17 protein-coding genes are annotated in these 23,517 nt (G+C 55.5%); 12 read left to right on the top strand and 5 right to left on the bottom strand.

Going from position 1 to position 23,517, the window contains the following annotated elements; genetic code table 11:
* Nucleotides 1-53 precede the first annotated feature (53 nt).
* The 10 genes from rph to CPA57_RS04810 all read left to right on the top strand — a co-directional run bounded on the left by rph (nucleotide 54) and on the right by CPA57_RS04810 (nucleotide 13,140).
* Nucleotides 54-770: a ribonuclease PH gene (gene rph, locus CPA57_RS04855; RefSeq protein WP_077397059.1), complete on the top strand. Its 717-nt coding sequence runs from the start codon at nucleotides 54-56 to the stop codon at nucleotides 768-770.
* A 31-nt stretch (nucleotides 771-801) separates the two neighbouring features.
* Complete coding sequence (rdgB, locus tag CPA57_RS04850; protein ID WP_182081663.1) at nucleotides 802-1,422, top strand: RdgB/HAM1 family non-canonical purine NTP pyrophosphatase; 621 nt, start codon at nucleotides 802-804, stop codon at nucleotides 1,420-1,422.
* A gap of 161 nt (nucleotides 1,423-1,583) precedes the next feature.
* A complete protein-coding gene (locus CPA57_RS04845; RefSeq protein ID WP_182081662.1) occupies nucleotides 1,584-3,305 on the top strand; it encodes an alginate export family protein in 1,722 nt (573 codons plus the stop codon).
* 240 nt (nucleotides 3,306-3,545) lie between these two features.
* Nucleotides 3,546-4,319 (top strand): phosphoadenylyl-sulfate reductase, encoded by a 774-nt coding sequence (locus CPA57_RS04840; protein WP_182081661.1) that lies wholly within the window; start codon nucleotides 3,546-3,548, stop codon nucleotides 4,317-4,319.
* A gap of 66 nt (nucleotides 4,320-4,385) precedes the next feature.
* On the top strand, nucleotides 4,386-5,180 hold the full coding sequence (cysD, locus tag CPA57_RS04835) for a sulfate adenylyltransferase subunit CysD (RefSeq protein ID WP_077397136.1): 795 nt from the start codon (nucleotides 4,386-4,388) through the stop codon (nucleotides 5,178-5,180).
* A gap of 14 nt (nucleotides 5,181-5,194) precedes the next feature.
* Nucleotides 5,195-7,066: an adenylyl-sulfate kinase gene (gene cysC, locus CPA57_RS04830; protein WP_182081660.1), complete on the top strand. Its 1,872-nt coding sequence runs from the start codon at nucleotides 5,195-5,197 to the stop codon at nucleotides 7,064-7,066.
* 158 nt (nucleotides 7,067-7,224) lie between these two features.
* Nucleotides 7,225-7,992, top strand: a complete 768-nt coding sequence (locus CPA57_RS04825; RefSeq protein WP_182081659.1) for a sulfite exporter TauE/SafE family protein — start codon at nucleotides 7,225-7,227, stop codon at nucleotides 7,990-7,992.
* A 33-nt stretch (nucleotides 7,993-8,025) separates the two neighbouring features.
* Nucleotides 8,026-9,669, top strand: a complete 1,644-nt coding sequence (locus CPA57_RS04820) for an AIPR family protein (RefSeq protein ID WP_182081658.1) — start codon at nucleotides 8,026-8,028, stop codon at nucleotides 9,667-9,669.
* Nucleotides 9,670-9,796: 127 nt separating this feature from the next.
* The gene (locus tag CPA57_RS04815; RefSeq protein WP_182081657.1) at nucleotides 9,797-12,040 is read left to right on the top strand and encodes a TonB-dependent receptor; all 2,244 of its coding nucleotides are present in this window, start codon (nucleotides 9,797-9,799) and stop codon (nucleotides 12,038-12,040) included.
* 122 nt (nucleotides 12,041-12,162) lie between these two features.
* On the top strand, nucleotides 12,163-13,140 hold the full coding sequence (locus tag CPA57_RS04810) for a DMT family transporter (RefSeq protein ID WP_182081656.1): 978 nt from the start codon (nucleotides 12,163-12,165) through the stop codon (nucleotides 13,138-13,140).
* A 36-nt stretch (nucleotides 13,141-13,176) separates the two neighbouring features.
* Here CPA57_RS04810 and CPA57_RS04805 read toward each other — a convergent pair whose 3' ends face one another.
* The 4 genes from CPA57_RS04805 to CPA57_RS04790 all read right to left on the bottom strand — a co-directional run bounded on the left by CPA57_RS04805 (nucleotide 13,177) and on the right by CPA57_RS04790 (nucleotide 17,783).
* A complete protein-coding gene (locus CPA57_RS04805; RefSeq protein ID WP_182081655.1) occupies nucleotides 13,177-14,700 on the bottom strand; it encodes a replicative DNA helicase in 1,524 nt (507 codons plus the stop codon).
* An 86-nt stretch (nucleotides 14,701-14,786) separates the two neighbouring features.
* On the bottom strand, nucleotides 14,787-16,124 hold the full coding sequence (locus CPA57_RS04800; RefSeq protein WP_182081654.1) for a bifunctional folylpolyglutamate synthase/dihydrofolate synthase: 1,338 nt from the start codon (nucleotides 16,122-16,124) through the stop codon (nucleotides 14,787-14,789).
* 95 nt (nucleotides 16,125-16,219) lie between these two features.
* A complete protein-coding gene (gene accD, locus CPA57_RS04795; RefSeq protein WP_182081653.1) occupies nucleotides 16,220-17,110 on the bottom strand; it encodes an acetyl-CoA carboxylase, carboxyltransferase subunit beta in 891 nt (296 codons plus the stop codon).
* A gap of 211 nt (nucleotides 17,111-17,321) precedes the next feature.
* On the bottom strand, nucleotides 17,322-17,783 hold the full coding sequence (locus CPA57_RS04790) for an Lrp/AsnC family transcriptional regulator (protein WP_182081652.1): 462 nt from the start codon (nucleotides 17,781-17,783) through the stop codon (nucleotides 17,322-17,324).
* A 174-nt stretch (nucleotides 17,784-17,957) separates the two neighbouring features.
* Here CPA57_RS04790 and CPA57_RS04785 point away from each other — a divergent pair, with 174 nt between their 5' ends.
* Together CPA57_RS04785 and CPA57_RS04780 are read left to right on the top strand one after the other, a co-directional pair.
* Nucleotides 17,958-19,649 (top strand): alpha-keto acid decarboxylase family protein, encoded by a 1,692-nt coding sequence (locus CPA57_RS04785; RefSeq protein WP_182081651.1) that lies wholly within the window; start codon nucleotides 17,958-17,960, stop codon nucleotides 19,647-19,649.
* A gap of 8 nt (nucleotides 19,650-19,657) precedes the next feature.
* A complete protein-coding gene (locus tag CPA57_RS04780; protein WP_182081650.1) occupies nucleotides 19,658-20,860 on the top strand; it encodes an amino acid aminotransferase in 1,203 nt (400 codons plus the stop codon).
* 57 nt (nucleotides 20,861-20,917) lie between these two features.
* On the opposite strand, the gene CPA57_RS04775 is transcribed toward CPA57_RS04780, so the two are convergent.
* Nucleotides 20,918-23,392, bottom strand: coding sequence for a heavy metal translocating P-type ATPase (locus CPA57_RS04775; protein ID WP_182081649.1), 2,475 nt, complete (start codon nucleotides 23,390-23,392; stop codon nucleotides 20,918-20,920).
* Nucleotides 23,393-23,517 lie beyond the last annotated feature (125 nt).

Genomic DNA, 23,517 nt, shown 5'->3' with positions numbered 1-23,517 from the left:
TTTTTAGCCCGCCCCGTGTAGATTTTCTGAAGAGATTTTAAGGATTATGTTTCATGTCTGAACGCCCTTCTGGCCGTACTGATAATGCCCTTCGCCCAGTTACGATCGAGACCGGTTTTTCTACTCATGCGGAAGGTTCTGCGCTGATTCGTGTTGGGGGGACGGAGGTTCTCTGCACGGCTTCTGTCGAGACACGGGTACCGCCGTTCCTGCGGGGGCAGGGGCAGGGTTGGGTCACGGCGGAATATGGGATGCTGCCCCGTGCTACCCACACTCGTGGCTCTCGTGAGGCGGCCCGAGGTAAGCAGTCCGGCCGCACGCAGGAGATTCAGCGTCTTATTGGCCGTTCCTTGCGGGCCTGTGTGGACCTTAAGGCTCTGGGTGAGTGCATGATCACGTTGGATTGTGACGTGCTGAATGCTGATGGTGGAACACGTTGTGCCTCCATCACTGGGGCGTGGGTGGCCTTGGCCATCGCTCTGGAAGGCATGGGCAAGTCCAAGGCCCTGACGGGGCAGGTCGCTGCTGTATCTTGCGGGCTGACAGCAGCTGGCCCGGTGCTGGACCTTGATTATGCAGAGGATAGCAGCGCACAGGCTGATACTAATTTCGTCCTGACAGCCGATGGCGGCATTGTGGAAATTCAGGGCACGGCAGAAGACCGCCCCTTCCGGCCTGAAGAGTTTCAGATTCTGTTCGATCTAGCCCAGAAGGGTACGAAGGAGCTGTTCGCCGTGCAGAAGGAAGCTCTAGCCCGCAAGAAGGGCTGAGTATCAGCGAGATGAAAGAAGGAATGGCTGAATGAGCGGACAGGATTGCACCCGCCGTCTGGAACGTGGCAGCGAGATTGTTCTGGCGAGCCATAATAAAGGCAAGTTGCGGGAATTTTCCCTTCTGCTGGCAGAGAGCGGCATTACGGTCCGCTCTGCTGCCGAACTGAACCTGCCAGAGCCGGAAGAAACGGCAACTGACTTTGAGGGCAATGCGTTCATCAAAGCGGAAGCTGCTGCGAAGGCAACCGGCCTGCCCGCATTGGCCGATGATTCCGGCTTTTGCGTGGCTGCACTGGGCGGCAGGCCGGGCGTCTATTCAGCTCGCTGGGCAGGTCCGCAACGGGATATGGCACTGGCGATGAACCGTGTTCATGAGGAAATGCAGGCCAGCGGATCAGTCGATAAAACGGCGTCCTTTGTGGTGGTGTTGTGTCTGGCATGGCCGGACGGAGCCTATCGCTTCGTGCGGGGAGAGTGCCGGGGGCAGGTTACATGGCCGCCACGAGGAGAGCATGGGCATGGTTATGACCCGATGTTCCTTCCTGAAGGGGAAAGCCGCACGTTTGCCGAGATGGCCGAGACGGAGAAGAATCGTTTCAGCCACCGTGGGCAGGCGATGGAGCAGTTCCTGAAAGAGTGCGTAAGCTGAAGGAGTAGGCAGGCGCAGTGTTGTGCTGCGTCTGCCGGCCCATCAAGAGATGGGTAAGGTGTGTGACAGTTTTTTGATAAAAACAAATCACGACTTCACAGGTGAAATAAAAGAGTATTTAATAAAAAGCACGATTAGTAAAAGTTGTAATTGGATGCTTCATGCAGACAGGTGGGCAATCATGGCGTGTGATGAAGCAGAAGGGATACTCCCCGGTCTTTTTGGGATGCGGTGCTGTATCGCTTGGGAAAAGAAAGCGGATTCCGTGGGTTTCTGTCGCTTTGATGGCCTCGGTTTTTCTGGTGGGGCAGAAGCGGGCGGACGCTCAGGTTGCTGATAAAGTACCGCCTGCTGTGGAGATAATGCCGGGGGCAGGGGTGATCGGCCAGCCCCGCCGTGTCACACCAGCAGAAAATCGGTCCCGCAAGCGGCATCAGGGCGACTGGGGAGCTTTCAACTGGGGGAATGGCGAGTTCGCCGGGTTTGGGCCGGTTGGTACTTACGGGGTGGCACCGTGGGCTGAGGATTGGAGCAGTAAAAAAGACCCCAAAAACTATACGGATTTTCTCGATCCATTGAAGGCTATTCGCCTGAATGAATCTGGCAGTATATGGCTGTCTTTTTCCGGTGAATCCCGTATCCGCAATTGGTATGAGTCCAACCCCCAGCTTGGGACGGCGGGTAAGCGACATTCCGGGCGTTTTACGGTGCGTAACCTGTTGGGGGTGGACCTTCATTTAGGGCAGCATTGGCGGATATTCGGCCAGCTGAATAATGGTGAGGCCGCAGGCTGGAATTATTATGGCTATAACGCCACATGGCGGCGTAGGCTGGGTGTGCAGCAGCTTTTTGTCGGTTATGAGCGTAAGCTTTTGGGTGCGAAAACCGGTATTTTGGTAGGGCGGCAGCAGTTTCTCGATGCCCCGTCATGGCTCGTTTATATGCGGGAGACACCCAATGTTCCGCTGTCATGGAATGGTGTCCGTGGCTACGCCATGTGGAACCGGGTGCGGCTGGACCTCTATAATTTCGTGGGCACGCAGGTGACGAGAGATACCATCATGGGGGGTGGTTTTGATGACGACACCCGCCTTTATGGAGGAAATATCGGTATTGCCCTGCAACCTTTTTCCATTGTTGGGGAACAGGTTCATTCTTTTCTCGATCTCTTCTGGATGGGCTTTCATTACGGTGGGAAATCCGCTGCTGTGGCCCGTTACAAAGGGTCCGAAGCGGGCACGCAGACACGCCAGAATGGCGGTTTTCGCTGGTATGGCTCGGCACCTTCCTTCGAGTATGAGTTGGGGGGTGTGTATCAGGGAGGACGCTTCCATCCCGGTAGTTCTGCCGTTGCTAGCCGCCCTGTGAGTGCGTGGGCGGTGCGGGGTGTGCTGGGGTGGCGTCATTCATCCTCTTCTCTGCATCCGTTTTTGGGTGTGCAGGCCGAGGCTTATAGCGGGGGCGATAATCGCCGCAGTGAAGGCACAGTCGGGACATTCTCGGCCCCCTTTTCTCCCCGTAATGGGACATTTGACCTAACCCGCACAATCACACGGGCAAACATCATTAGTGCTGGGCCGCTCGTGAGTATTGCGCCTCGGCCCTTTATGAATATTCGCATCCGGGTGCCTTATCTCTGGCGGGAGAGCATGAATGATGGGCTTTATAACTCATCCTCCCCCTTCACTTTTCTGTCCGGGGCTAAGCTACGGCGGGTAGGGCGGGCCGTGGGGCTGCAGCCACAAGGGCAGGTGCAGTTCCAGCTTCAGCAGCATGTCAATTGGCAGATTGATGGCGGGGCGACTCTGTTAACACACCGTATGAGACGGGCAGGAGGGCAGAATGCAACCTATATGCTTTCGACCATTACGCTCCATTTCTGAAGAGTGTGCTGCATAAATAACTATTTTAATAAGTTTAATTTAGGGGTGTTTTCTTGGTTGTGACTTATGGATTTTCCCCTGTTTTTCGTGGGTTATGATCGCATGTGGTTGTCGTTTTAGAGTATAAGGATATTCTTATATCCTGAAAAATTGATGATTTTTCAAAAATGAACATTGAAGCCAGTTAAATATGTAATTACTTTACAACGCATCGTATTTTTCCGTTGGGGAGCAGATCACATGGCGATATCGGACAGCGAGTTCCAAGCCCTGCCCCATCAGGGGGATGCCGCTGCTTCGGAGGAGGAAACAGGCCGTGTGCTGTCTTCCGTGTTGGCTCGTTTCCCGGGGCGTGTGGCGGTGATCTCTTCATTCGGTGCAGAATCAGCGGTGTTGTTGGCGCAAGTTGCCGCACAGGATAAAGCCGTACCGGTTTTCTTTCTCGATACTGGGCGGCATTTCCCGGAAACGCTGGCCTATCGGGATGAGCTGAGCCGCCACCTAGGGTTGGAGGATGTCCGCACTCTGCACCCAGCCCCTGCCGAAGTAGCCTATCGGGACCCGGAGGGGCAGCTTGTAGCTTTCGACCCTGATGCCTGCTGTGCCTTGCGGAAGGTGGAACCGCTGGAAGTGGTGCTGCCAGAGTTCGACATTTGGGTGACGGGGCGTAAGCGGATGCAAGCGGCGACCCGGGCCGCTTTGCCCGTAGCGGAGCGGCAGGAGGATGGCAGCGTGAAGCTGAACCCTCTGGCAGGCTGGAGCGAAGAGCAGATTGCCCGTTTTATGAAGGACAAAGCCCTGCCGCCGCATCCACTGGTGGCAAAAGGGTATCGTTCTATTGGTTGCGCCCCCTGCACACGGCCGGTTGGTGAAGGTGAGGATAGCCGGGCTGGACGCTGGGCCGGGCTGACAAAGACAGAATGTGGGTTGCACCGACCCGTTCCGGCCCCACCCGATGCTAATGCCGAAGAAGTTTCAGCCGCTGCCCTGATTGCAGAGCGGCCCGCACGGTAAGACCGGGCCGCACGGCCCACCATGTAAGGAAAGGGAGCAGTCATGGCTCTGGAAGAAGCACGTACCATGGATGGTTTGGACCAGCTGGAGGCCCAGAGCATTTTCATCCTGCGGGAGGCTTATCGCAAGCTGAAGCCCATGGCTCTACTCTGGTCATTGGGCAAGGATAGTAACGTGATGGTCTGGCTGGCCCGCAAGGCCTTCATGGGGCATGTGCCTTTTCCTGTCATGCATGTGGATACGGGTAAGAAATTCCCGGAGATGTATGAGTTCCGGGATGAATACACCAAGAAGTGGAATCTAGACCTCGTTCTTGGTGACTGTCCGCCCGTGGAGGAGATGGACCCCTCCCTGCCACCGGCAGCCCGCTCCGCAGCTCGTAAGACGGTTGGGTTGGCGAACCTGATCGACAAGCACAAATTCCGCGGTATTGTCGCTGGTATCCGGCGTGATGAGCAGGCCACCCGTGCCAAGGAGCGCGTCTTCAGCCCCCGTGGGGCAAGCCATCAGTGGGATGTCCGCAACCAGCCACCCGAATTCTGGGACCAGTACGCCACACCTTATGAGGATGGAATGCATGTCCGTGTCCATCCGCTGTTGGCATGGCGGGAGCTGGATATCTGGCGGTATATCGAGCGTGAAAATATCCCACTTGTGGACCTCTATTTTGCCAAGGATGGCAAGCGTTATCGCTCGCTGGGCGATCAGGACATCACCAGCCCGATTGAGAGCAATGCTTCCACCGTGGCCGAAGTGATTGCCGAGCTGGAAACGAGCCGCACTTCCGAGCGTGCAGGCCGTGCCATGGACCATGAATCAGAAGATGCGTTCGAGCGTCTTCGTGTTGCCGGTTATCTGTGAGGGGACCTATTTCGATGACACAGACTTATTCACCATCATCGCAGGTCCGTCATGGCGTCAGCACGCCGATCGTGATCGTAGGCCATGTGGATCACGGTAAATCTACCCTGATTGGCCGCCTTTTGTACGATACGGACAGCCTGCCGGATGGTCGCCTCGTTCAGATCGTGGAAAGCAGCCGTAAGCGTGGTCTGGCCGTGGAATGGAGCTTCCTGCTCGATTCCCTCCAGATTGAGCGGGATCAGGGTGTGACGGTGGACTCCACCCGCATCCCTTTCCAGCTGGATGGCCGGGATTTCGTCATTGTGGATGCGCCGGGTCATCGGCAGTTCCTGCGTAATATGATTACCGGTGCCGCTGATGCCGAAGCCGCTGTGTTGGTGGTAGATGCTGCCGAGGGTGTACGGGAGCAGACCCGCCGCCATGCCATGCTGCTGCGGCTCATCGGCATTAATCATGTGATCGTCCTACTGAATAAGGCAGATAGCATCGGATTTGATGAAGCCAGATTGAAGCAGGTGGAAGGCGATATTCGCCAGCTGCTGGGGCGGCTGGAGATTAACGTCAATCAGGTTATCCCCGCTTCAGCTCGGGATGGCGATAATATCGCTACACGTTCTGAAAAGGCTGATTGGTACACGGGGCCAACCTTGTTGGAGGCCCTGTCTCTCATTCAGCCACCGGCATCTCGCCATGCCCTGCCGTTCCGTATGCCGGTGCAGGATGTGTACCGTTTTGAAGGTATCCGTTATGTGGCAGGCCGTGTCGAGCGTGGCACGGTGCGGGAGGGTGACCGGCTGGTGATTGGTGGGCAGGGGCAGGAGGCCACCGTGGCCGAAGTCTGCCGCTGGCACGCCCCCCATTACCCTGTTGCCGGCGCTGGTGAATCCATCGCCCTACGTCTGGAGCCTGATCTGGTGCCCGATCGTGGCGATCTGCTGTTCCCTGCTGGGGATGAGGCTGCGGCTCCATTGAAAGCTGCCCGCCTCAAAACACGGCTGTTCTGGTTGCGTGGTGAGCCGCTGCGTGTGGGTGAGAGCTTTCGGCTGCGTCTTGCAACGGCGGAATATGATGTCACTGTGGCGGCTATTGATGCCGTGGTGGACCTTGACGACCTCAGCTTGAGCCCAGCGGATGAAGTACCACCGGATGGCTTTGCCGAGATCACCCTTGCTGTAGCCCGTAACATTCTGTTCGACCCCTTTGCGCCTGGTATGCCGGACGGGCGTGGCGTGCTGGTGGATCGTCATCAGAAGATCGTTGGTGGTGCTCCGCTGATTGGTCCGGCGGCTCTGCCTGAAGGGGCACATGCCATTCATCCAACAGCCAGCGGCGTGAGCGATGCCGTACGGGCTGGCCTGCGTGGGCATGGTCGGGCCGTGTTCTGGATGACCGGTTTGCCCGGTGCTGGCAAAAGCACCATTGCCCGCCATGCCGAGGAGGCCCTCAGCCGTGAAGGGCTGAATGTCACCGTGCTGGATGGCGATACAGTCCGCTCTGGCCTGTGCAGCGACCTCGGCTTCTCTCCAGAAGACCGGCGGGAGAATATCCGCCGTGTGGCTCATGTGGCCCGTATTCTGGCGGATGCTGGGCAGATCGTGCTGGTGGCTTTGGTCTCACCGCTGGTTAGAGATCGTGCATTGGCTAAGACGATCATCGGGGAAGACTGGCACGAGGTCTTTGTGGATACAGCCCCTGAGTTATGCCGTAGCCGTGACCCGAAAGGGTTGTACGCACAGGCAGAAGAGGGCCGGATAGCCGAGTTCACCGGTGTGTCCTCGGCTTATGAGGTGCCGGAACGGCCAGATGTTGTTGTCCCCGGCGATGGGGACGTGGCCCGGAGTGTGCAGCACCTGATTGATGCCGTGCATAAGGCCGTACACTAAGAGCCTGCTTTGCCGGGTCTTCCTCCATTAAGGTGAGACCCGGCGGGCATCAGTTTCTGCAAGAGAATGGAACAGGAACCCGGTTTTTCCAGCAGGGAAATGCCGGTGGGGGGAGCTTTGTCTGGAAAAGGCCCTGCCCGTTCTAGGAGAAGGATAAGATGATGGGGCATCTGGCTTATGTCATCTCCGGCGCACTGGTCGGGTTTCTGGTAGGGATGACGGGTGTAGGCGGTGGGTCACTTATGACGCCGCTTCTTATCCTGCTTTGTGGGATTCATCCTAAGGCCGCTGTGGGGACGGACCTCGTCTATGCCGCTGTGACGAAGCTGTTCGGCACGTTTCTGCACCGGCGGTGCGGGCCGGTGCGTTGGTCCATCGTGCTGTGGATGATGGCGGGTAGCCTTCCCGGTGTAGCGGTGGCTCTGCTTTGGCTGCGTCATCTAGGGTCCCCGCAGGAGATGGCCCATGTCATCCGTTTGTCGCTGGGTATCTGCCTGCTGGTAACTGCCCCGGCTATCCTGTTCCGTCCGACACTTAAAGAATGGGTTCTGCGTCACCAGTTGGGTGGGCCGGTACGCTCACGGGTGTTGACGGTCGTGCTGGGCTTCGTGCTGGGCTGCATGGTCAGCTTGTCCTCTGTTGGGGCAGGGGCGATTGGCATGGCTGTGTTGGTGATGCTGTATCCGACCCTTCCGCTGCGGGAGCTTGTGGCTATCGATATCGCCCATGCTATCCCCCTGACATTGATTGCCGGGGCAGGGCATTGGGTGGAAGGCGATGTGATGGTGCCAATCTTGTTGCTTTTGTTGAGCGGTTCGCTGCCGGGTATCTGGCTTGGCACCCATTGCGCTGGGCGATGCCCGGAACGCTGGCAGCGGCTTATTTTGGGTAGTCTGCTGTTGCTAATTGGTGTGAAGATGATTTAGCATTTATTGAGCTTTTATTTAGGGAGATATGAAATGGGTCTAGCTGCTAATTTGTCTTTGCGTCGTTTTGTGAAAAAACTTGAGCAGGATATTGTTCCTTATTTAGAAGGAAATTTCTCTTCAGAAGAAAAAAGAAACTCATTAGCTTTAACAGGATTGTTTTTGGCATCTGCTGCGGGGATGCCATTAGAATATGCGAATAAATATATTGTTGATGGAAGTGAAGATTTTGGTATTGATGGTATTTTTTACAATGAAGTAACAAAAGTATTTTATTTTGTACAGACAAAATTTAGAACTGCACAGGACAAGTCTATAGGTCAAGGAGATGTTTTAAAGTTTAAGAATGGAATAGAGAAGATAATTAGGGCGAATGTTTCTGGAGCAGGTAAAAGATTAAAAAATATTTATAATGAAATAAGTGGTTCTTTAGAAGATATTAACACAAGGATTAAAATGTGTATTGTTACGACAAGTAAGGTGGACATTGAACCAAATTGTAAAGATATTTTGGATGAATTTTGTAGTAGACAAAATGATACAGACGAATCTTTTTCTTGGGAATATGTAAATTTCAATAGATTGTATCAGAGCGCTAGATTTTTTACTAAGACTGATTCTAATAGCATAGATATTAATTTATATGGGATGGGTATATTGAGGGATCCTCATAGAGCTTATTATGGACATGTGGCAGGAGAGGATGTGGCAACATGGGTTTGTCAACATGGAACTAGATTGTTTGAACAAAATGTACGTTTTACATTATGTAATTCAGATGTTAATGAGGGAATATTAAAAACTATTCGTGAAGATCCAGAAAATTTTTGGTATTTAAACAATGGGATTACAGCTATTGCCTCTCATGTAAAGTACCCACCCAGTGAAACAAATCCAAAGAAAATACATGCAGAAGGTATTAACATTATTAATGGGGCCCAGACAGCCGGAATGCTTGCGAGGGCGCTGGAGGAAGGCATTGATTTATCACAAGTAAGAGTTAGTTTTAGAGTAATTTCTCTGGAAGGGACGGCCCCAGGGTTTGATGAAGATGTCACAAGAGCGAATAATACCCAAAATGAACTGAATGCACTAGATTTTGTTTCTTTGGATCCGAGGCAGGATTTAATTAAAACTGATTTAGCATCTAAAGGTTATGATTATGTTGTTAAGAGAGGCTCGAAGACAAGCGAGGGATTAGAACAAATAGAGGTTAAGGATGCGGCAGTTGCGTTGGCATGTGCAAGTGGAGATATCGGAATTTCTGTTCAAGCTAAGAGATATGTATCAGGATTATGGAGTAATCTTAAGGGAGAGCCTTATACAAGGATATTCCCTGAAGATATTTCAGGGGATGAAATAATTGGTAAATGGAAAGTATATAAACTATGTTTGGGGGTTTTAAAGGAGATTAAAAGTAATGCTGCCAGAGATGACTTGTCAATACTCTCTCATGGTGATAAATTTATATGCCATTGTGTTTTTAGAATAATACATGAGAAAGGTATAAATTTTTCAAATGATACTGAAGTATGTAGGATTGTAAGAGAGGTCTCTTTTGAGCTTATTCGTATCTATAATGAAGAGGGGGACTTTGGTTTTCCGGCTACTACTTTTAAGAATACAAGGAGTCAGTTGGAGATAAGAGAAATTCTTTTAGGAGCATTACTAGAGTGATAATTTTTATTTATTTAATAGTCCCCCATTTTAAGATGAAGAGGGGGGCTATTTTTAAAAATTGTTATGTTATAATGTAACAACCTATGTGGTATCAGAACAGCCTATAAGGGACAGAGAGAGCGGCATGGCGGTGAAGGGGCGGGGCAGGGTCGTTTGTGTATGTCTGGCACTGGCATCCGGGGGACTGGTTCAGGCCGCACGGGCTGATGATGCCGCAGGCGGGAACACGCCGGTTCTCTCCCCAGAGGATCAGGCTAGTGGCGATGATACTGTCCGCCATGAGGACCGCAAGGAAGAGCATATCCATGTTACGGCCCGGCGATTGGATCAGGCCCGTGCGGCTCTCCAGCCTGCCATTGGGGCTACGCAGACGAACTTTTCTCGTAAAGCTATTGAGGCGAATCCCGGTGCTGACAATGCCTCACTGAACAGCATCTTGTTGCAGGCTCCTGGTGTGACGCAGGATAGTTACGGGCAGATTCACATTCGGGGGGACCATAATAACGTTCAATTCCGGTTGGATGGCGTGGCCCTGCCGGAAGGGGTGAATGTGTTCGGGCAGGCCCTGATGACCCGCTTTGCCCATTCTATGAGCCTGACAACCGGTGTTCTGCCCGCAGAATATGGGTTTCGGCAAGCTGGTGTGATCGATATTCAGACTAAAAATGGCGTGTCCGACGAGGGGGGAACACTCTCCGGCTACGGTGGTGTGCGGGATTATGTGCAGCCTTCCATTCAGTATGGCGGACATTGGGGGAAGTGGGATGGGTTCATCACGGCGGATGCCATCCATAACCGGGTGGGTATCGAGAATACAACGCCTAGTTATGATGCCATCCATGACCTATCCAATCAGTATCATGTGTTGGGGCATCTGCGGTATACGCTCCGGCCGGAGACACGTTTCAGCCTGACAGCGGGCCTTTCTAATGCGTGGTATCAGCTGCCTAATAATCCCGGCCAGCAGCATCAGTTTGCCACGCCGCTTTTTAAGGCGGATAACCGGCCCGTGCAGGAAGATGCGCCCGACAGTGCCCATCTGGATGAACATCAGCAGCAGATCACGGACTTTGCCATCCTCTCTTGGCAAGAGGATCATGAAAAGGTCAGTGCCCAGACATCGGCCATTTTACGTTATAGCTCTATGCGCTATTCGCCCGATTGGCTAGGCGATCTCGTTTATAATGGTATTGCCCAGCAGGCAGCCAGGTCGGTTTTTTCCAGCGGTGTGCAGAGTGATGTGACGTGGCGTGTCAGTCGGGCGCATACTGTGCGGGGTGGTGTGCAGGCCTATAGCGAGCGGGCTGTGAGCAAGAGCAATTCACAGGTCTATCCGGTGGATGAGGAAGGGAATATCAACCTTCATCCCATGACAGTGCATGATTCATCCGGCAAAACAGGGGCGTTATACGGGGCCTATCTTCAGGATGAATGGCATCTGACCCGGTCTTTGGTCCTTAATGGTGGGGTACGGTTTGATGGTGTGGAGGAATACGTTCATGCGCATCAGCTCAGCCCCCGTGTGTCGCTGGTCTGGACACCATGGCATGGCGGGCGGTTCCATGTCGGGTATGCACGGTATCTGACCCCCCCGCCTTTCGAGACGGTCGGTACAACATCGTTGAATCGTTTTGCAGGCACATCCGCTGCCCCAGCCAATTATCAGAATGACCGTGTGAAAGCAGAGCGGGACAATTATTATGATATTGGTTTCATGCAGCAGATCACCCGGAACTGGCATGTCGGGTTGGATGCCTATTGGAAGCAGGCAAAGAACCTGATTGACGAAGGGCAGTTCGGGGCTCCTGTTATTCTGACAGCCTATAACTATCGCCGGGGCCATGTCCGTGGTGTGGAGTTGACGACCGATTACAGCACAGGGCCGTTGACCCTTTATGGTAATCTGGCTGTTTCAAAAGCTATGGGGAAAGATATTAATTCGGCGCAGTGGAATTTTGATACGGATGACCTCCACTATATGCGGAATCATTGGGTGCATCTGGATCATGATCAGCTGATAACGGCGTCGGCTGGCGGGTCCTATGCGTTCTTCTACAGAACACACCATCCACTTCAGCTATCTGGCACCATGGTTTATGGCAGTGGCCTGCGTAAGGATAAGCAAATGGGGGATGAGACTATCCCCAATGGGACACATGTGCCGCAATATGTCACCTTCAATCTAGGACTGGTACAGACTTTGAAGCATGAGGCATGGTTGGGCGGGCACACTATGCAGCTGCGGCTTGATGTCCTCAACCTGTTTGACCGGCGTTATATGTTGCGTGATGGCAGCGGCATTGGTGTCGGAGCTCCACAATATGGCCTACGGCGCAGCGTGATGGGCGGTGTGTCCCTGTCTCTGTGATGATGGAGCATCATCACAGGGCTGTCATCCTGTAGAGATGTGGTTGATCGGTTTCTTTTTGGTGGGTTAACCCTTACCCTTGGGTAGCGCAGTAGCGATAATGTATCAGGGACAGGGAACACATGAGGAAGATACTTTTTACATCGGGCATTGTGCTTGCCTTCATGGGCTATGCGTTCTTTTCCATTAGTGATGCCTGTTCCAAGGGGCTGGCCGGGCGGCTGGACCCCTTTGAGGTCGCCTTCTTCGGGGGGGTGTTCGGGCTGCTGATCGTCCCGCTGTTGAAGCGGCCAAATGAGTCTTACAAAATACTCGTGCTTTCCAGCCATCCATGGCTTTGGCTCGTGCGGGCCGCAGCGGTGTTCGTCGCCACAGCGGGGAGTGTGGAAGCTTTCATGCTTCTACCCATGCCAGAAGCCCTCTCCCTGATGTTTTTGATGCCGTTCTTTGTCACCATCGTTTCCGTGCTGTTCCTCAAGGAACAAGTGACGGGTTGGGCATGGCTGTCCGTTCTGATGGGATTTGCCGGTGTGATGATCGTGCTGCGCCCCGGTGTGAAGGCCCTTCAGTTTGGGCATCTCTGTGCCATTGTGGTGGCTATGGCCTCTGCTGTGAGCGTGATCGCCTACCGGTTTGCAGGCAAGGAAACATCCCGCCTGACGCTGTACGGCTCCAGCCTGTTCGGGCCGCTGGTGGGTGACGGTATCCTGATGGTGCAGCATTTTGTCATGCCGCATGGTGCAGGCGAGTGGTTTTTGCTGTTCGGGTATGGGTTTCTGGCAGCGGCGGGGCAACTTCTGCTCATGCTGGCAGCGTCTATTGCCCCGGCAAACCGTGTGGCCCTGCCGCAATATAGCCAGATGGTTTGGATTGTAGCCTTCAGCTACTTCATCTTTAACCAGCCCGTGGATATGTGGGATGGCATTGGGATTGCAGTTGTCACCCTCTCCGGGATGTTGAACTGGCTGCGGCAGAAGATCCGCTTCGAGAAGATGCTGCATCGTGGCTGGTGGTGGCGGCGCAAGCCTACACCGGAGGTTATTGCGGCGACCCCAGCCGCTGTTATCACCCCTCCGCTTGAGGAAAAGCCCCACGAGTGAGGGGGAGGGGGCTGTTAAAGGCCCCCATTGGCTTGATTACTCGTGGAAGGTATCCAGATCGCCGAAGCGGGTGAATTCGCCTTCAAAGTAGAGATGAATGGTGCCTGTTGGCCCGTGACGTTGTTTCTCCAGAATTAGCTCGGCCTTATTATGGACGAGCGACATTTTCCGCTGCCATTCTTCAAGGGCGATCTGGTATTTGTCCGCACCTGGGAAGGAGGCTTCCTTAGGTTTGCGCTGTTGCAGGTAATATTCGTCACGATAGACGAACATAACGGCGTCGGCGTCCTGCTCAATGGAGCCGGATTCACGAAGGTCGGAGAGCATCGGGCGTTTATCGTCACGGGACTCGACCTGACGGGAGAGCTGGGAAAGTGCAATGACAGGCACATCCAGCTCCTTAGCGATGGCCTTGAGCCCCTGTGTGATCATTGAGATTTCCTGCACACGGCTGTCCGGTCTGGTACCAACGGCGGGGCGCATGAGCTGGAGATAGTCCACCACCACAAGGCTCAGCCCATGTGTGCGAGCCAGCCGACGGCAGCGTGTCCGCATGGCGGAGAGGGAGATGGCTGGTGTGTCGTCAATATGCAGGGGCAGGCGTTGCAGCTCCGTGGCAACACGGACGAACCGGTCGAACTCCTTCGGTCCGATATCACCCCGGCGGATGCGTTCGCCGGAGACTTCGGCCTGTTCGGAGAGAATACGGGTGGCAAGCTGCTCGGCGGACATTTCTAGCGAGAAGATGGCCACGCTGCCACGGGGTGGCTCACCTTTTTCTTCTGCCTCCCGCAAGAGGGACTGCGCTGCGGAGAAGGCGATTTTCGTAGCAAGGGCGGTCTTCCCCATGGCAGGACGGCCAGCGAGGATCAGCAGGTCGGACGGGTGCAGGCCACCGGTTTTCTTGTCGAAATCCCGCAGGCCAGAGGTCAGCCCGACAATGTCGCCCGTATGCTGGTAGGCCTGGTCGGCAATGTCGAGAGCCTTCTTCAGGGCATGGAAAAATACGAGAAAGCCGCCTTCCTGTCCCTTGTCCGTTGCCAGGTTGAAGAGGGCTTCTTCCGAAGCGGAAATCTGTTCCGGTCCGTCCAGATCGGGTCGGGCACCGTGAGCGTTATTGACGATGTCCGTGCCGATGCCGATCAGCTGGCGGCGGACCCAGCAGTCATGGATGACCTTGCCATAATCACGGGCATTGACAATGCCCACCATGGCATTGAGCAGCTTGGCCACATACTCGGCTCCTCCGGCGGCGGCCAGTATGGGGCTGGCCTCGAAGTCACCCTGCATTGTGATGATATCGACACTGCCCTTACCGCCGCTGCGTTCGATGCGTCTGGTGATCATCTCATAGAGGTGAGCGTTGACGGCATCGGCAAAATGGGAGGGGTGCAGGAAGTCCGAGACGCTCTCATAAGCCTTGTTGTTGGTCAGGATGGCCCCAAGCAGTGCCTGCTCTGCCCGAAGGTTGGCAGGCGGAACACGCTGGAGCAGTTCCTGCAGGTTCCCGCTATTATCTGTCGTGGGGGCGGGCTGGGGGGTAGGTGTCTGGTCGCTCATGCTGGTCTGTTTCGCTCCATTATGGGGGTGGGCGGTCCGCACCGGGGCAGAGTGTAGAGAGGGACCGGGTGGGTATGTTGGCCTGATCAGTGAGGGGAGGCGCCATCTAGCGCTAAGGCGCAGCCTGCCAGATAGAGGCTACCGCAGATCAGAATTCGTGCCGGTTTGGGGGTGGCTCCGGCCTCATCACGCAAGCGTTTTATGGCTGTGCGAATGTCCGGCCCGGGTTGGGCTGTTCCACCGGCTGTTTTGGCGGCTTCTAGAATGGTTTGAACCGGCATGGCCAGATGCTGCCCCTCTTCGGCTACGGCCTGTATGGTGGTGGCATAGGGGATCAGCGGGCGAAGGAAGCCTTGCACGTCCTTGCTGTCCTTCAGCCCGACAATGAGGTGCAGGGGCTGATCCTGCCACGTTTTGAGAACATCGGCCAGAACAGTGCCTGCACCGGGATTATGACCACCATCAAGCAGCAGCTCCCAGTTGGCGGGGATATCCTGGGTAAGAATGCCATGTAGTGTTTGGAGGCGTGCGGGCCAGTGTGTTTTGGCAATACCGGCAAAAGCACTGTCTGGAAGGCTAAGCCCGGCGTGGCGCAGGGCTGCCACAGCGAGGGCGGAGTTCTGTGCCTGATGGGGACCATGCAGGGACGGGGCGGGCAGGGTTAGGCTTCCAGCCTCGTCCTGATAGAGTAGCCCATTACCTTGTGGGGTAATGGTAAATTCATGGCCGAGCCTATGGAGAGGTGCGGCATGGGTGTTGGCAACCTCCGTGATCGCCACCATGACGTCGGCAGGCTGGGGGGCTACAAAAACCGGCACGTTCTGTTTGATGATGCCTGCTTTTTCCCGTGCGATGCCTGCTAGATCATCCCCCAGAAAGCCTTGATGATCCAGACTAATAGAGGTGATGATGCAGGCCCGTGCGGTGGGAATCACATTGGTGGCATCAAACCGCCCGCCAAGCCCGACCTCCAGAATCAGCAGGTCAGCCGGGATGCGGGAAAAGAGGAGGAAGCCCGCTGCTGTCAGGACCTCAAAAACGGTGATGGGAGCCCCATCATTGACCCGTTCAATCTCTTCCAAAGTGGCGACAAACTGGTCCTCGCTAACAAGTTGCCCTGCGAGGCGGAAGCGTTCTGTTACATCCAGAAGATGCGGGCTAGTCATGACATGGACTCTGAGCCCCGCGGCTTCGCCGATGGCCCGCAGGTTGGCGCAGGTGCTGCCTTTGCCGTTGGTTCCTGCCACATGAATGGTGGGGGGCAGGGCTCGCTCAGGGTGACCTAGGCGGGCAAGCAGGATTTCCAGCCTGTCCAGAGAAAGGTCGATCAGTTTGGGGTGCAGCTCTTGCAGGCGGCGCACTATCGCCCCCGTCCGCCCGTGGAATTCACTTTGCGGGGCGCTAGTATGCTGGCCTGTTGCCATGATTATAAATCCGGTTGTCTCGAAGGGAGCGGCAAAAAGAAGGAGGTCGCCTACCCTGCCCCGTTAGGTGGGTAGGGCAGGATAGGGTGGGCCTCTTAGGATGTGTGGCTGGGTGCTGGCCCGGCATTCGCACTTGTGGCGGCGGCGGGAGACAGCATTCCAACTAGACGGCCCAGAAGAGCGGGAAGCTCGTTACGGCTGGCGATGATATCCACCATACCGTGCTCTTTCAGATACTCAGAACGCTGGAAGCCCTCTGGCAGTTCCTCACGCACGGTATCACGGATGACACGGGGGCCAGCGAAGGCGATCAGTGCATTGGGTTCGGCGATATGGATGTCGCCTAGCATGGCGAAGGAGGCAGAGACGCCGCCCGTGGTCGGGTTGGTGAAAACCACCAGATAGGGCAAGCCTGCGTCCCGCAGCATTTCCACGCCGATGGTCGTGCGGGGCATCTGCATCAGGCTGACAACACCTTCCTGCATACGGGCACCGCCAGAAGCTGTGAAGATGACGAGGGGAGCCTTACGGCGGATAGCTTCCTGGCAGGCGGCCAAAAAGGCCTCACCCAAGGCACTGCCCATTGTCCCGGCCATGAACTCAAAAGCCATGACAGCCACAACTGTCTCCCTGCCAGCGATCGTGCCGTGGGCAACGAGCAGGGAATCATCAAGGCTGGATTTGGAACGGGCAGCCTTCAGCCGGTCCGTGTAACGTTTGGAGTCCCGGAAATGCAGCGGGTCTGTTGGGACGGTGGGCAGGTTGATGGTGGTGTATTTTCCATCATCAAAGGTCCACTGCATCCGCTCATGGGCCGAGGCACGCATATGGTGCCCACAATGGGGGCAGACCTTCTTTTTGCGGACTAGCTCCTTAGTAAGCATCATCTGCGAGCAGGATTCACAGTTGGTCCAGAGATTATCTGGCACATCCCTCTGCAGTAGGCTCCGCAATTTGGGACGGACATGTTCGGTCAGCCAGCTCATGGTGTTCTGTTCACTCTCCAGCAGTGGTGCATCATCAGGTGGTCCTATGCCTGCCGGTCCGTCATGGGGAATATGGAGCCTCCAAAAGCGGGGGCACCGTAGCACGGGAACCGGAAGGGTATCACAGGTGGGGGGGACTTTATCCGGGCTTGCCTGAAGATGCCAGCTTTCTCTTTTATCGAAGGGCGTAACCCGGCTGAGAGATCCGTTTTTAGGGCATAAATGGCGGTAAAGGGCTGTCTGTCTTCAGGGGGCGGAGGGCAATGTATGACTTCACATGGCCGATTGTGTCATGCGCTAGTAATTGGTCTGTAACAAAGGCGGAGAGGCTGGGTAGGTCTTTCGTCACGACTTTAAGGATGTAATCCGCATCGCCGCTAACGGCGTGGGCCTCCTGAATCATAGGGGTGCCGTTTATGAGAGCCTGAAAGCGTTCGAAGGCCCCGGCAGCGTGGCCCTTCATGATGATTTGGACGAAGGCCATCACGCCGAGCCCCATGGCTTGCTGGTCCAGTGTGGCACCATACCCCCGGATAACACCGGCCTTCTCTAACAGGAGTCGGCGGCGGGAGCATTGGGACGGTGAGAGGCCGACCGTCTCGCCCAGCTCCCGGTTGGTCAGACGTCCGTTGCGGTGCAGGGCAGAAAGGATTTTCCAGTCAAGATGATCCATGATGTGCGTATCCATGCGTGATCTGTGCGTAGAAAGGGGCATATTAGATCATATTTGCACACAGGCTGCATGCATGTTGCGGTATGCTTGGAAACTGAAAAAAGGATTTCGGGCAATCAGGCAGTTCCGCCTGTCCCGGAGCATATACTCTCCATATGTTTTAGGAATTTGTTTATGCGTATGCAGATTGGGGCCTATTTGGCCCGCCGCCTTGTCGAGGCAGGAATTAGCCATCTTTTCGGTGTTCCGGGGGATTTCAACCTTTCTTTTCTGGAGCAGGTGGAGGCGGATACATCCCTGACCTTCGTGGGGAACTGCAACGAGTTGAATGCTGCCTATGCCGCCGATGGCTACGCCCGTACTTCTGGCCTGTGCGGTTTGGTGACGACCTTTGGCGTGGGGGACCTCGGGGCTATCAGCGGCATTGCGGGGGCCTATGCCGAGCGTGTTCCGTTTGTGCACATCACTGGGATTCCACCACTTCATGCGGTTGAGGGACGTGCTCTGTTGCATCATACGCTGGGTGATGGCGGGTATGGTAACATCGGGCGGTGCATGGCGGAATATACGGTCGCTCAGGCCCGCCTGACGCCGGAAAATGCCGTGGAGGAAATCGACCGTGTCCTCCAGGCTTGCTGGCGGGAGCGGCGGCCTGTTCATCTTCAACTGCCTTCTGACATCACACATCTGAGCATTACCGTGCCTGATGAACCGTTTGCCTTTGCAAATGCGCAGGGTGATGCCGAACAGGTGGCACTAGCAGCCGAGCATATTGCCGCACGTTTGGCTGCTGCTCGCTCGCCGGTGATGATTCTCGATTCCGACGCTGACCGTTTTGGCGTGGCGGGGCAGATCGCTGCGCTGGCAGAACGTTGTGTGCTTCCCTGTGTGGCGGCGGCTCCGGCCAAGGCCGTGTTGGATGAGACGGCCCCCTACTATCTGGGTGGTTATGTGGGTGGGGCGAGCCGCCCGGACATCAAGGAGCTGGTCAGCCAGTCTGATTGTGTAATCGGGGTCGGTCTACGTTTTACGGAGATCAATACGGGATTCTTTACACATGAGATCCGGCCCGATTCGTTCATCAATCTTCAGGCCTATGATGTGAGCATTGCGGGGCGGTCAATTCCGGCTGCTCCTGTCGGGGCGGTATTGAAGGCCCTTTTGGCGCAGGTGAAGCCGTCTTCCCGTACGTTGCCGTCCCGTCCGGCTGTGTCTGCACCGTCTCTGCTCGGTGAAGCTGGAGACCGGTTGACCCATGCGGCTCTCTGGCCCCGTGTAGCCCGTTTCCTGAAGGAAGGGGATGTCGTGGTCGGTGAGGCTGGGACGAGTAACACGGCCCTGCTGGGCACGCCTTTCCCCAAGAACACACATTACATTTCTCAGCCGATCTGGGGGGCAATCGGGTATACGTTGCCTGCTCTGTTCGGGTCTCAGTGTGGCAGTCCAGAGCGGCGGCATTTGCTCTTCATCGGCGATGGTTCTTTCCAGCTGACAGTGCAGGAGCTGTCTACCATCCTGCGGTATGACCAGAAGCCCATCATTTTCCTGCTTAATAACAAGGGCTACACGATCGAGCGTCTGATTTTGGGGGAACGGTCCCAGTATAATGATATTGCTAACTGGCGGTATGCGGACTTGCCCCGTGCGTTTGACCGTGACGATAAGGCTCTGTCCCTCGTGGTGGAGACGGTTAGTGAGCTGGAGGACGCTTTGAAGCAGGCGGAACAGGCTGACCGGGCCGTGTTTATTGAGCTCCTTCTGCCAGAGATGGATGCTCCAGATGCTCTGAAGAAATTCGGCATGGTCGTGGCGGATTATGATTACGGTCCGCAGGGCCCACGCAATGCGAGCATGAAAAAAGGATGAAGAAGTCCATGTTCCAGTCTGTTGAACTGTCTCCAGGGGATCCCATCCTGTCACTGGTAGAGGATTTCAAGCGGGATGACCGGGTACAGAAGGTCAATCTCAGCATCGGCCTGTATTATGATGAAGCAGGCCATGTCCCGCAGCTTGCCTGCATTCGCAGGGCATATGAGAGGCTAGCCAGCCAGCAGGATAGGCCGGACCTGTACCTGCCGATGGAAGGGCTAGCCTCCTATAGGCAGGCCGTCCAGCATCTGCTTTTTGGCCGTGGGAGTGAGCCGGTGCAGACCGGCCGCATCGCCACGGTGCAGACTCTTGGTGGGTCCGGGGCGTTGAAGGTCGGTGCCGACTTCTTGCATCGCTATTTCCCACAAGCTGAATTGTGGGTCAGCAACCCGACATGGGAAAATCACATTTCCATTTTTGAGGGAGCTGGTTTCAAAACTCACACGTACCCTTACTTCGACCCGGAAACGGGTGGTGTGGATTTTGAGGCTATGATGGCCTGTATACGCCAGATTCCAGCAGGGCATGTCGTTTTGCTTCATCCTTGCTGCCACAATCCGACAGGGGCTGACCTGACAGATGAACAATGGGATATGCTGGTGCCTGTCCTTAAAGAGAGGAAGCTGATTCCGTTTTTGGACCTCGCCTATCAGGGGTTGGGGCGTAGTCTGGAAGAGGATGTTTATGCCGTCCGGGCGATGGTGGCGGCAGGGCTTGAGTTCTTGCTCAGTAATTCTTTCTCCAAGGTATTTTCCCTCTATGGGGATCGTATCGGGGCACTCTCGGTGGTCTGTCCGGATGAGGGCATAGCAGAACGGGTGTTGAGCCAGCTTAAGGTGACGGTACGGCGGAACTATTCTAGCCCGCCGGTCCGTGGGGCGCAGCTTGTGGATGCTGTTTTGGGTGATCAGGCTTTGTCACGTCTCTGGCAGGGTGAGGTAGCGGCCATGGGGGCCCGCATCCGGGAGATGCGGAAAAAGCTGCATGAGCAGCTTGCAGCTTGCTTGCCGGGTCAGGATTTCCGCTACCTGCTGGAACAGCGGGGCATGTTCAGCATGATGAAGCTCTCTCCTGCCCAGGTAGACCGACTGCGGGAGGAGCATGGTGTTTATGTTCTGCGGAGTGGCCGGGTCTGTATGGCAGGGCTGAATGAACGCAACCTGCCCCCTGTGGTGGAGGCATTGGCTGCTGTTCTGGCTTCAGCATGATGTGAGGGCCTGATAAAGCCGGGGGTAGGGTGTTTGTTGGCCTACCCCGGGTTTGTTTTAGGAGGCCGTGGCTGTTTCAGTCTCTACCACGGTGCGCAGTCGCCGCAACCTGAGTGTATTGCTCAGCACAAAGATGCTGGAAAGAGCCATGGCCCCCGCCGCAAAGGCGGGGGAAAGCAGGGTCCCGGTAAAGGGATAGAGGATGCCAGCGGCAATTGGGATCAGCACGATATTATAGGCGAAGGCCCAGAAGAGATTTTGCCTGATGATAGTCATGCTTGCCCGGGATAGGGCAATGGCATGAGGGACGGCCATCAGGTTTTCGCCTGTCAGAATGAGGTCTGCAGCCTCTATGGCGATGTCCGTCCCGTGGCTGATGGCCAGCCCCGTATCCGCCTGAGCCAGAGCGGGCGCATCATTGATGCCATCCCCCACAAAGGCCACAGAGCCGTGAATCTTCTGAAGATTCTGGACGGTCTGACTTTTCTCATGTGGCATCACCTGTGCGATGACATCTTCGATTCCGACTAGATGGGCGATATGGCGGGCCGTAGGCTCGATATCACCGGTAATCATGACCGTTCGGATATCTTGCGCTCTTAGGGCGGCAATGGCCTTTTGGGCGGAGGGGCGGACAGGGTCAGCAACGCCCATGAGAGCGACGATCTGCCCCTTGTGCGCCATGAAGAGAGGGGATGTGCCTTTCTGGCTTAGACCATCAACAAGCCGGTTGGCCTCTGCATTATAGAAGCCTAGTGTTTTCATGAAGGACTGGCTGCCAAGGTGGATGTCCTGTCCGTCTTCATCTTGGGCTGTAATGCCTAGTCCGGCGATGATGTGGGCATGGCTTGTTTTTGCAGCGGGTAGCTTGCGTTCTTGTGCTGCTGCGACAATGGCCCGGCTGACAGGGTGGTCAGACTGCTTCTCCACAGAGGCAGCAAGAGCCAGAAGGGTTTTTTCAGCTTGTTCGGGATCGCGGGAGGCTTCCTTATCCAGCAGATAGAATTCTGTTAGTTGAGGTTGGCCGGATGTCAGGGTTCCGGTTTTATCAAAGGCAATTAGCCGTGTGCTTTCCAGTGTTTGCAGGGCTTCCCCTTTGCGGAAAAGGATGCCCATTTCTGCCGCTGTGCCCGTACCGACCATAATGGCCGTTGGTGTGGCGAGGCCCATAGCGCAGGGGCAGGCGGCAATCAGTACGGCAATGGCATTTACGACCGCATAGCCCAGTGCGGGGGATGGCCCCAGAACCAGCCAGATGATGAATGTCAGCACGGCCAGCAGAATGATTGCCGGGACAAACCATAGCGTCACCTTGTCCACAAGGGATTGGATGGGCAGTTTGCCGCCTTGTGCCTGTGCCACCATGTCGATGATGCGGGCAAGCACGGTATCGGCCCCTGTTGCTGTGGCCTGAATGGTCAGGGTTCCTTCCTGATTGATGGTACCCCCGATGACACTATCCCCCACCTGATGGAATGAGGGCATAGGCTCCCCCGTAAGTAGGGATTCATCCAGATGGCTCTTTCCTTCCAGAATTAGGCCGTCTAGCGGCACCCGTTCGCCGGGCCGGACGAGGAGATGGTCCCCTAGCTGTATCTGGGCAATGGGGACGACATTGCATTGGCCATCTGTCAGAAGATGGGCTTTCTGCGGTTGTAGATGGGTCAGTTTTTCCAGTGCTGCGGATGTGCGGCCCTTTGCTCTGGCCTCCATCACACGGCCTAGCAGAACGAGTGTCAGAATACCCAGCACGGTATCAAAATAGAGATGCTGCGTTCCCTCTGGCAGCAGCATGGGGTAGAAAACCACAAGGCTGGAATATAAGTAAGCAGCCCCGGTCCCCAGTGCGACAAGTGAATTCATGTTCGGTGCCCGGCGGAGCAGAGCCGGGATGCCCGTTTGGTAGAATCGCCGCCCTGGCCCGAGCAGGGCAACACTGGCCAACGTCCATTGCAACAAAGGTTGAATACCAGCCGGAATAATGCCCAATCCGTGGCCCATCGTCATAAGCATGATAAGCAGCCAGAGGAGGGCAGAGGCTATCAGGTTACGCCATTGGCTTTTTGTGGCTTGTTTGATCCGCTGTTGCCGTTCTTTGGCAGCGTCCTGTAGGTTCTCATTTTCCAGCAGTGAGGCTGCAAAGCCCATGTCCTTGATGGCACTAATCAACACCTGATGTGTGGTCGTGCCTGTAATCTGCGCTGTGCCGCTGGCTAGATTGACGTTGGCCTCCCTCACGCCGATAACATCTTGCAGGGTTTTTTCTATCCGTGTGGAGCAGGAAGCGCAGCTCATTCCCTCAATACGGAGTTTGATCGGTGGTGTTGGCACGGTGTACCCGGCTTGCTCCACAGCGAGGATGAGGTCCGTGCGGGAGGCCGTGCCCGTGGCCTGTGCCATGCCGGTGGTCAGATTGACGCTGGCTGCCTCGACACCTGGAACATTGCGGAGGGCTTTTTCCACCCGTGCGGAGCAGGAGGCGCAGCTCATCCCTTCAACAGGGAATGTCTGGGAGGGTGATGAAGCAGGCATAAGAGGTCCCCTGTGTCTTGATGGATTGGGCGAATGCGCTGTGGAGCAGAGTGCAGGAAGAAGATAGCATTTGCCGGGCACGGAAGAAGAAAAAATGTTTTTGCCACGGCGTGAGGCCGACATAT

Source organism: Bombella favorum, assembly GCF_014048475.1.
In the GTDB taxonomy this organism is placed as follows: domain Bacteria; phylum Pseudomonadota; class Alphaproteobacteria; order Acetobacterales; family Acetobacteraceae; genus Bombella; species Bombella favorum.
The sequence above is the reverse complement of the archived record's forward strand: the minus strand, read 5'-3'. Positions and strand labels throughout refer to the sequence as shown.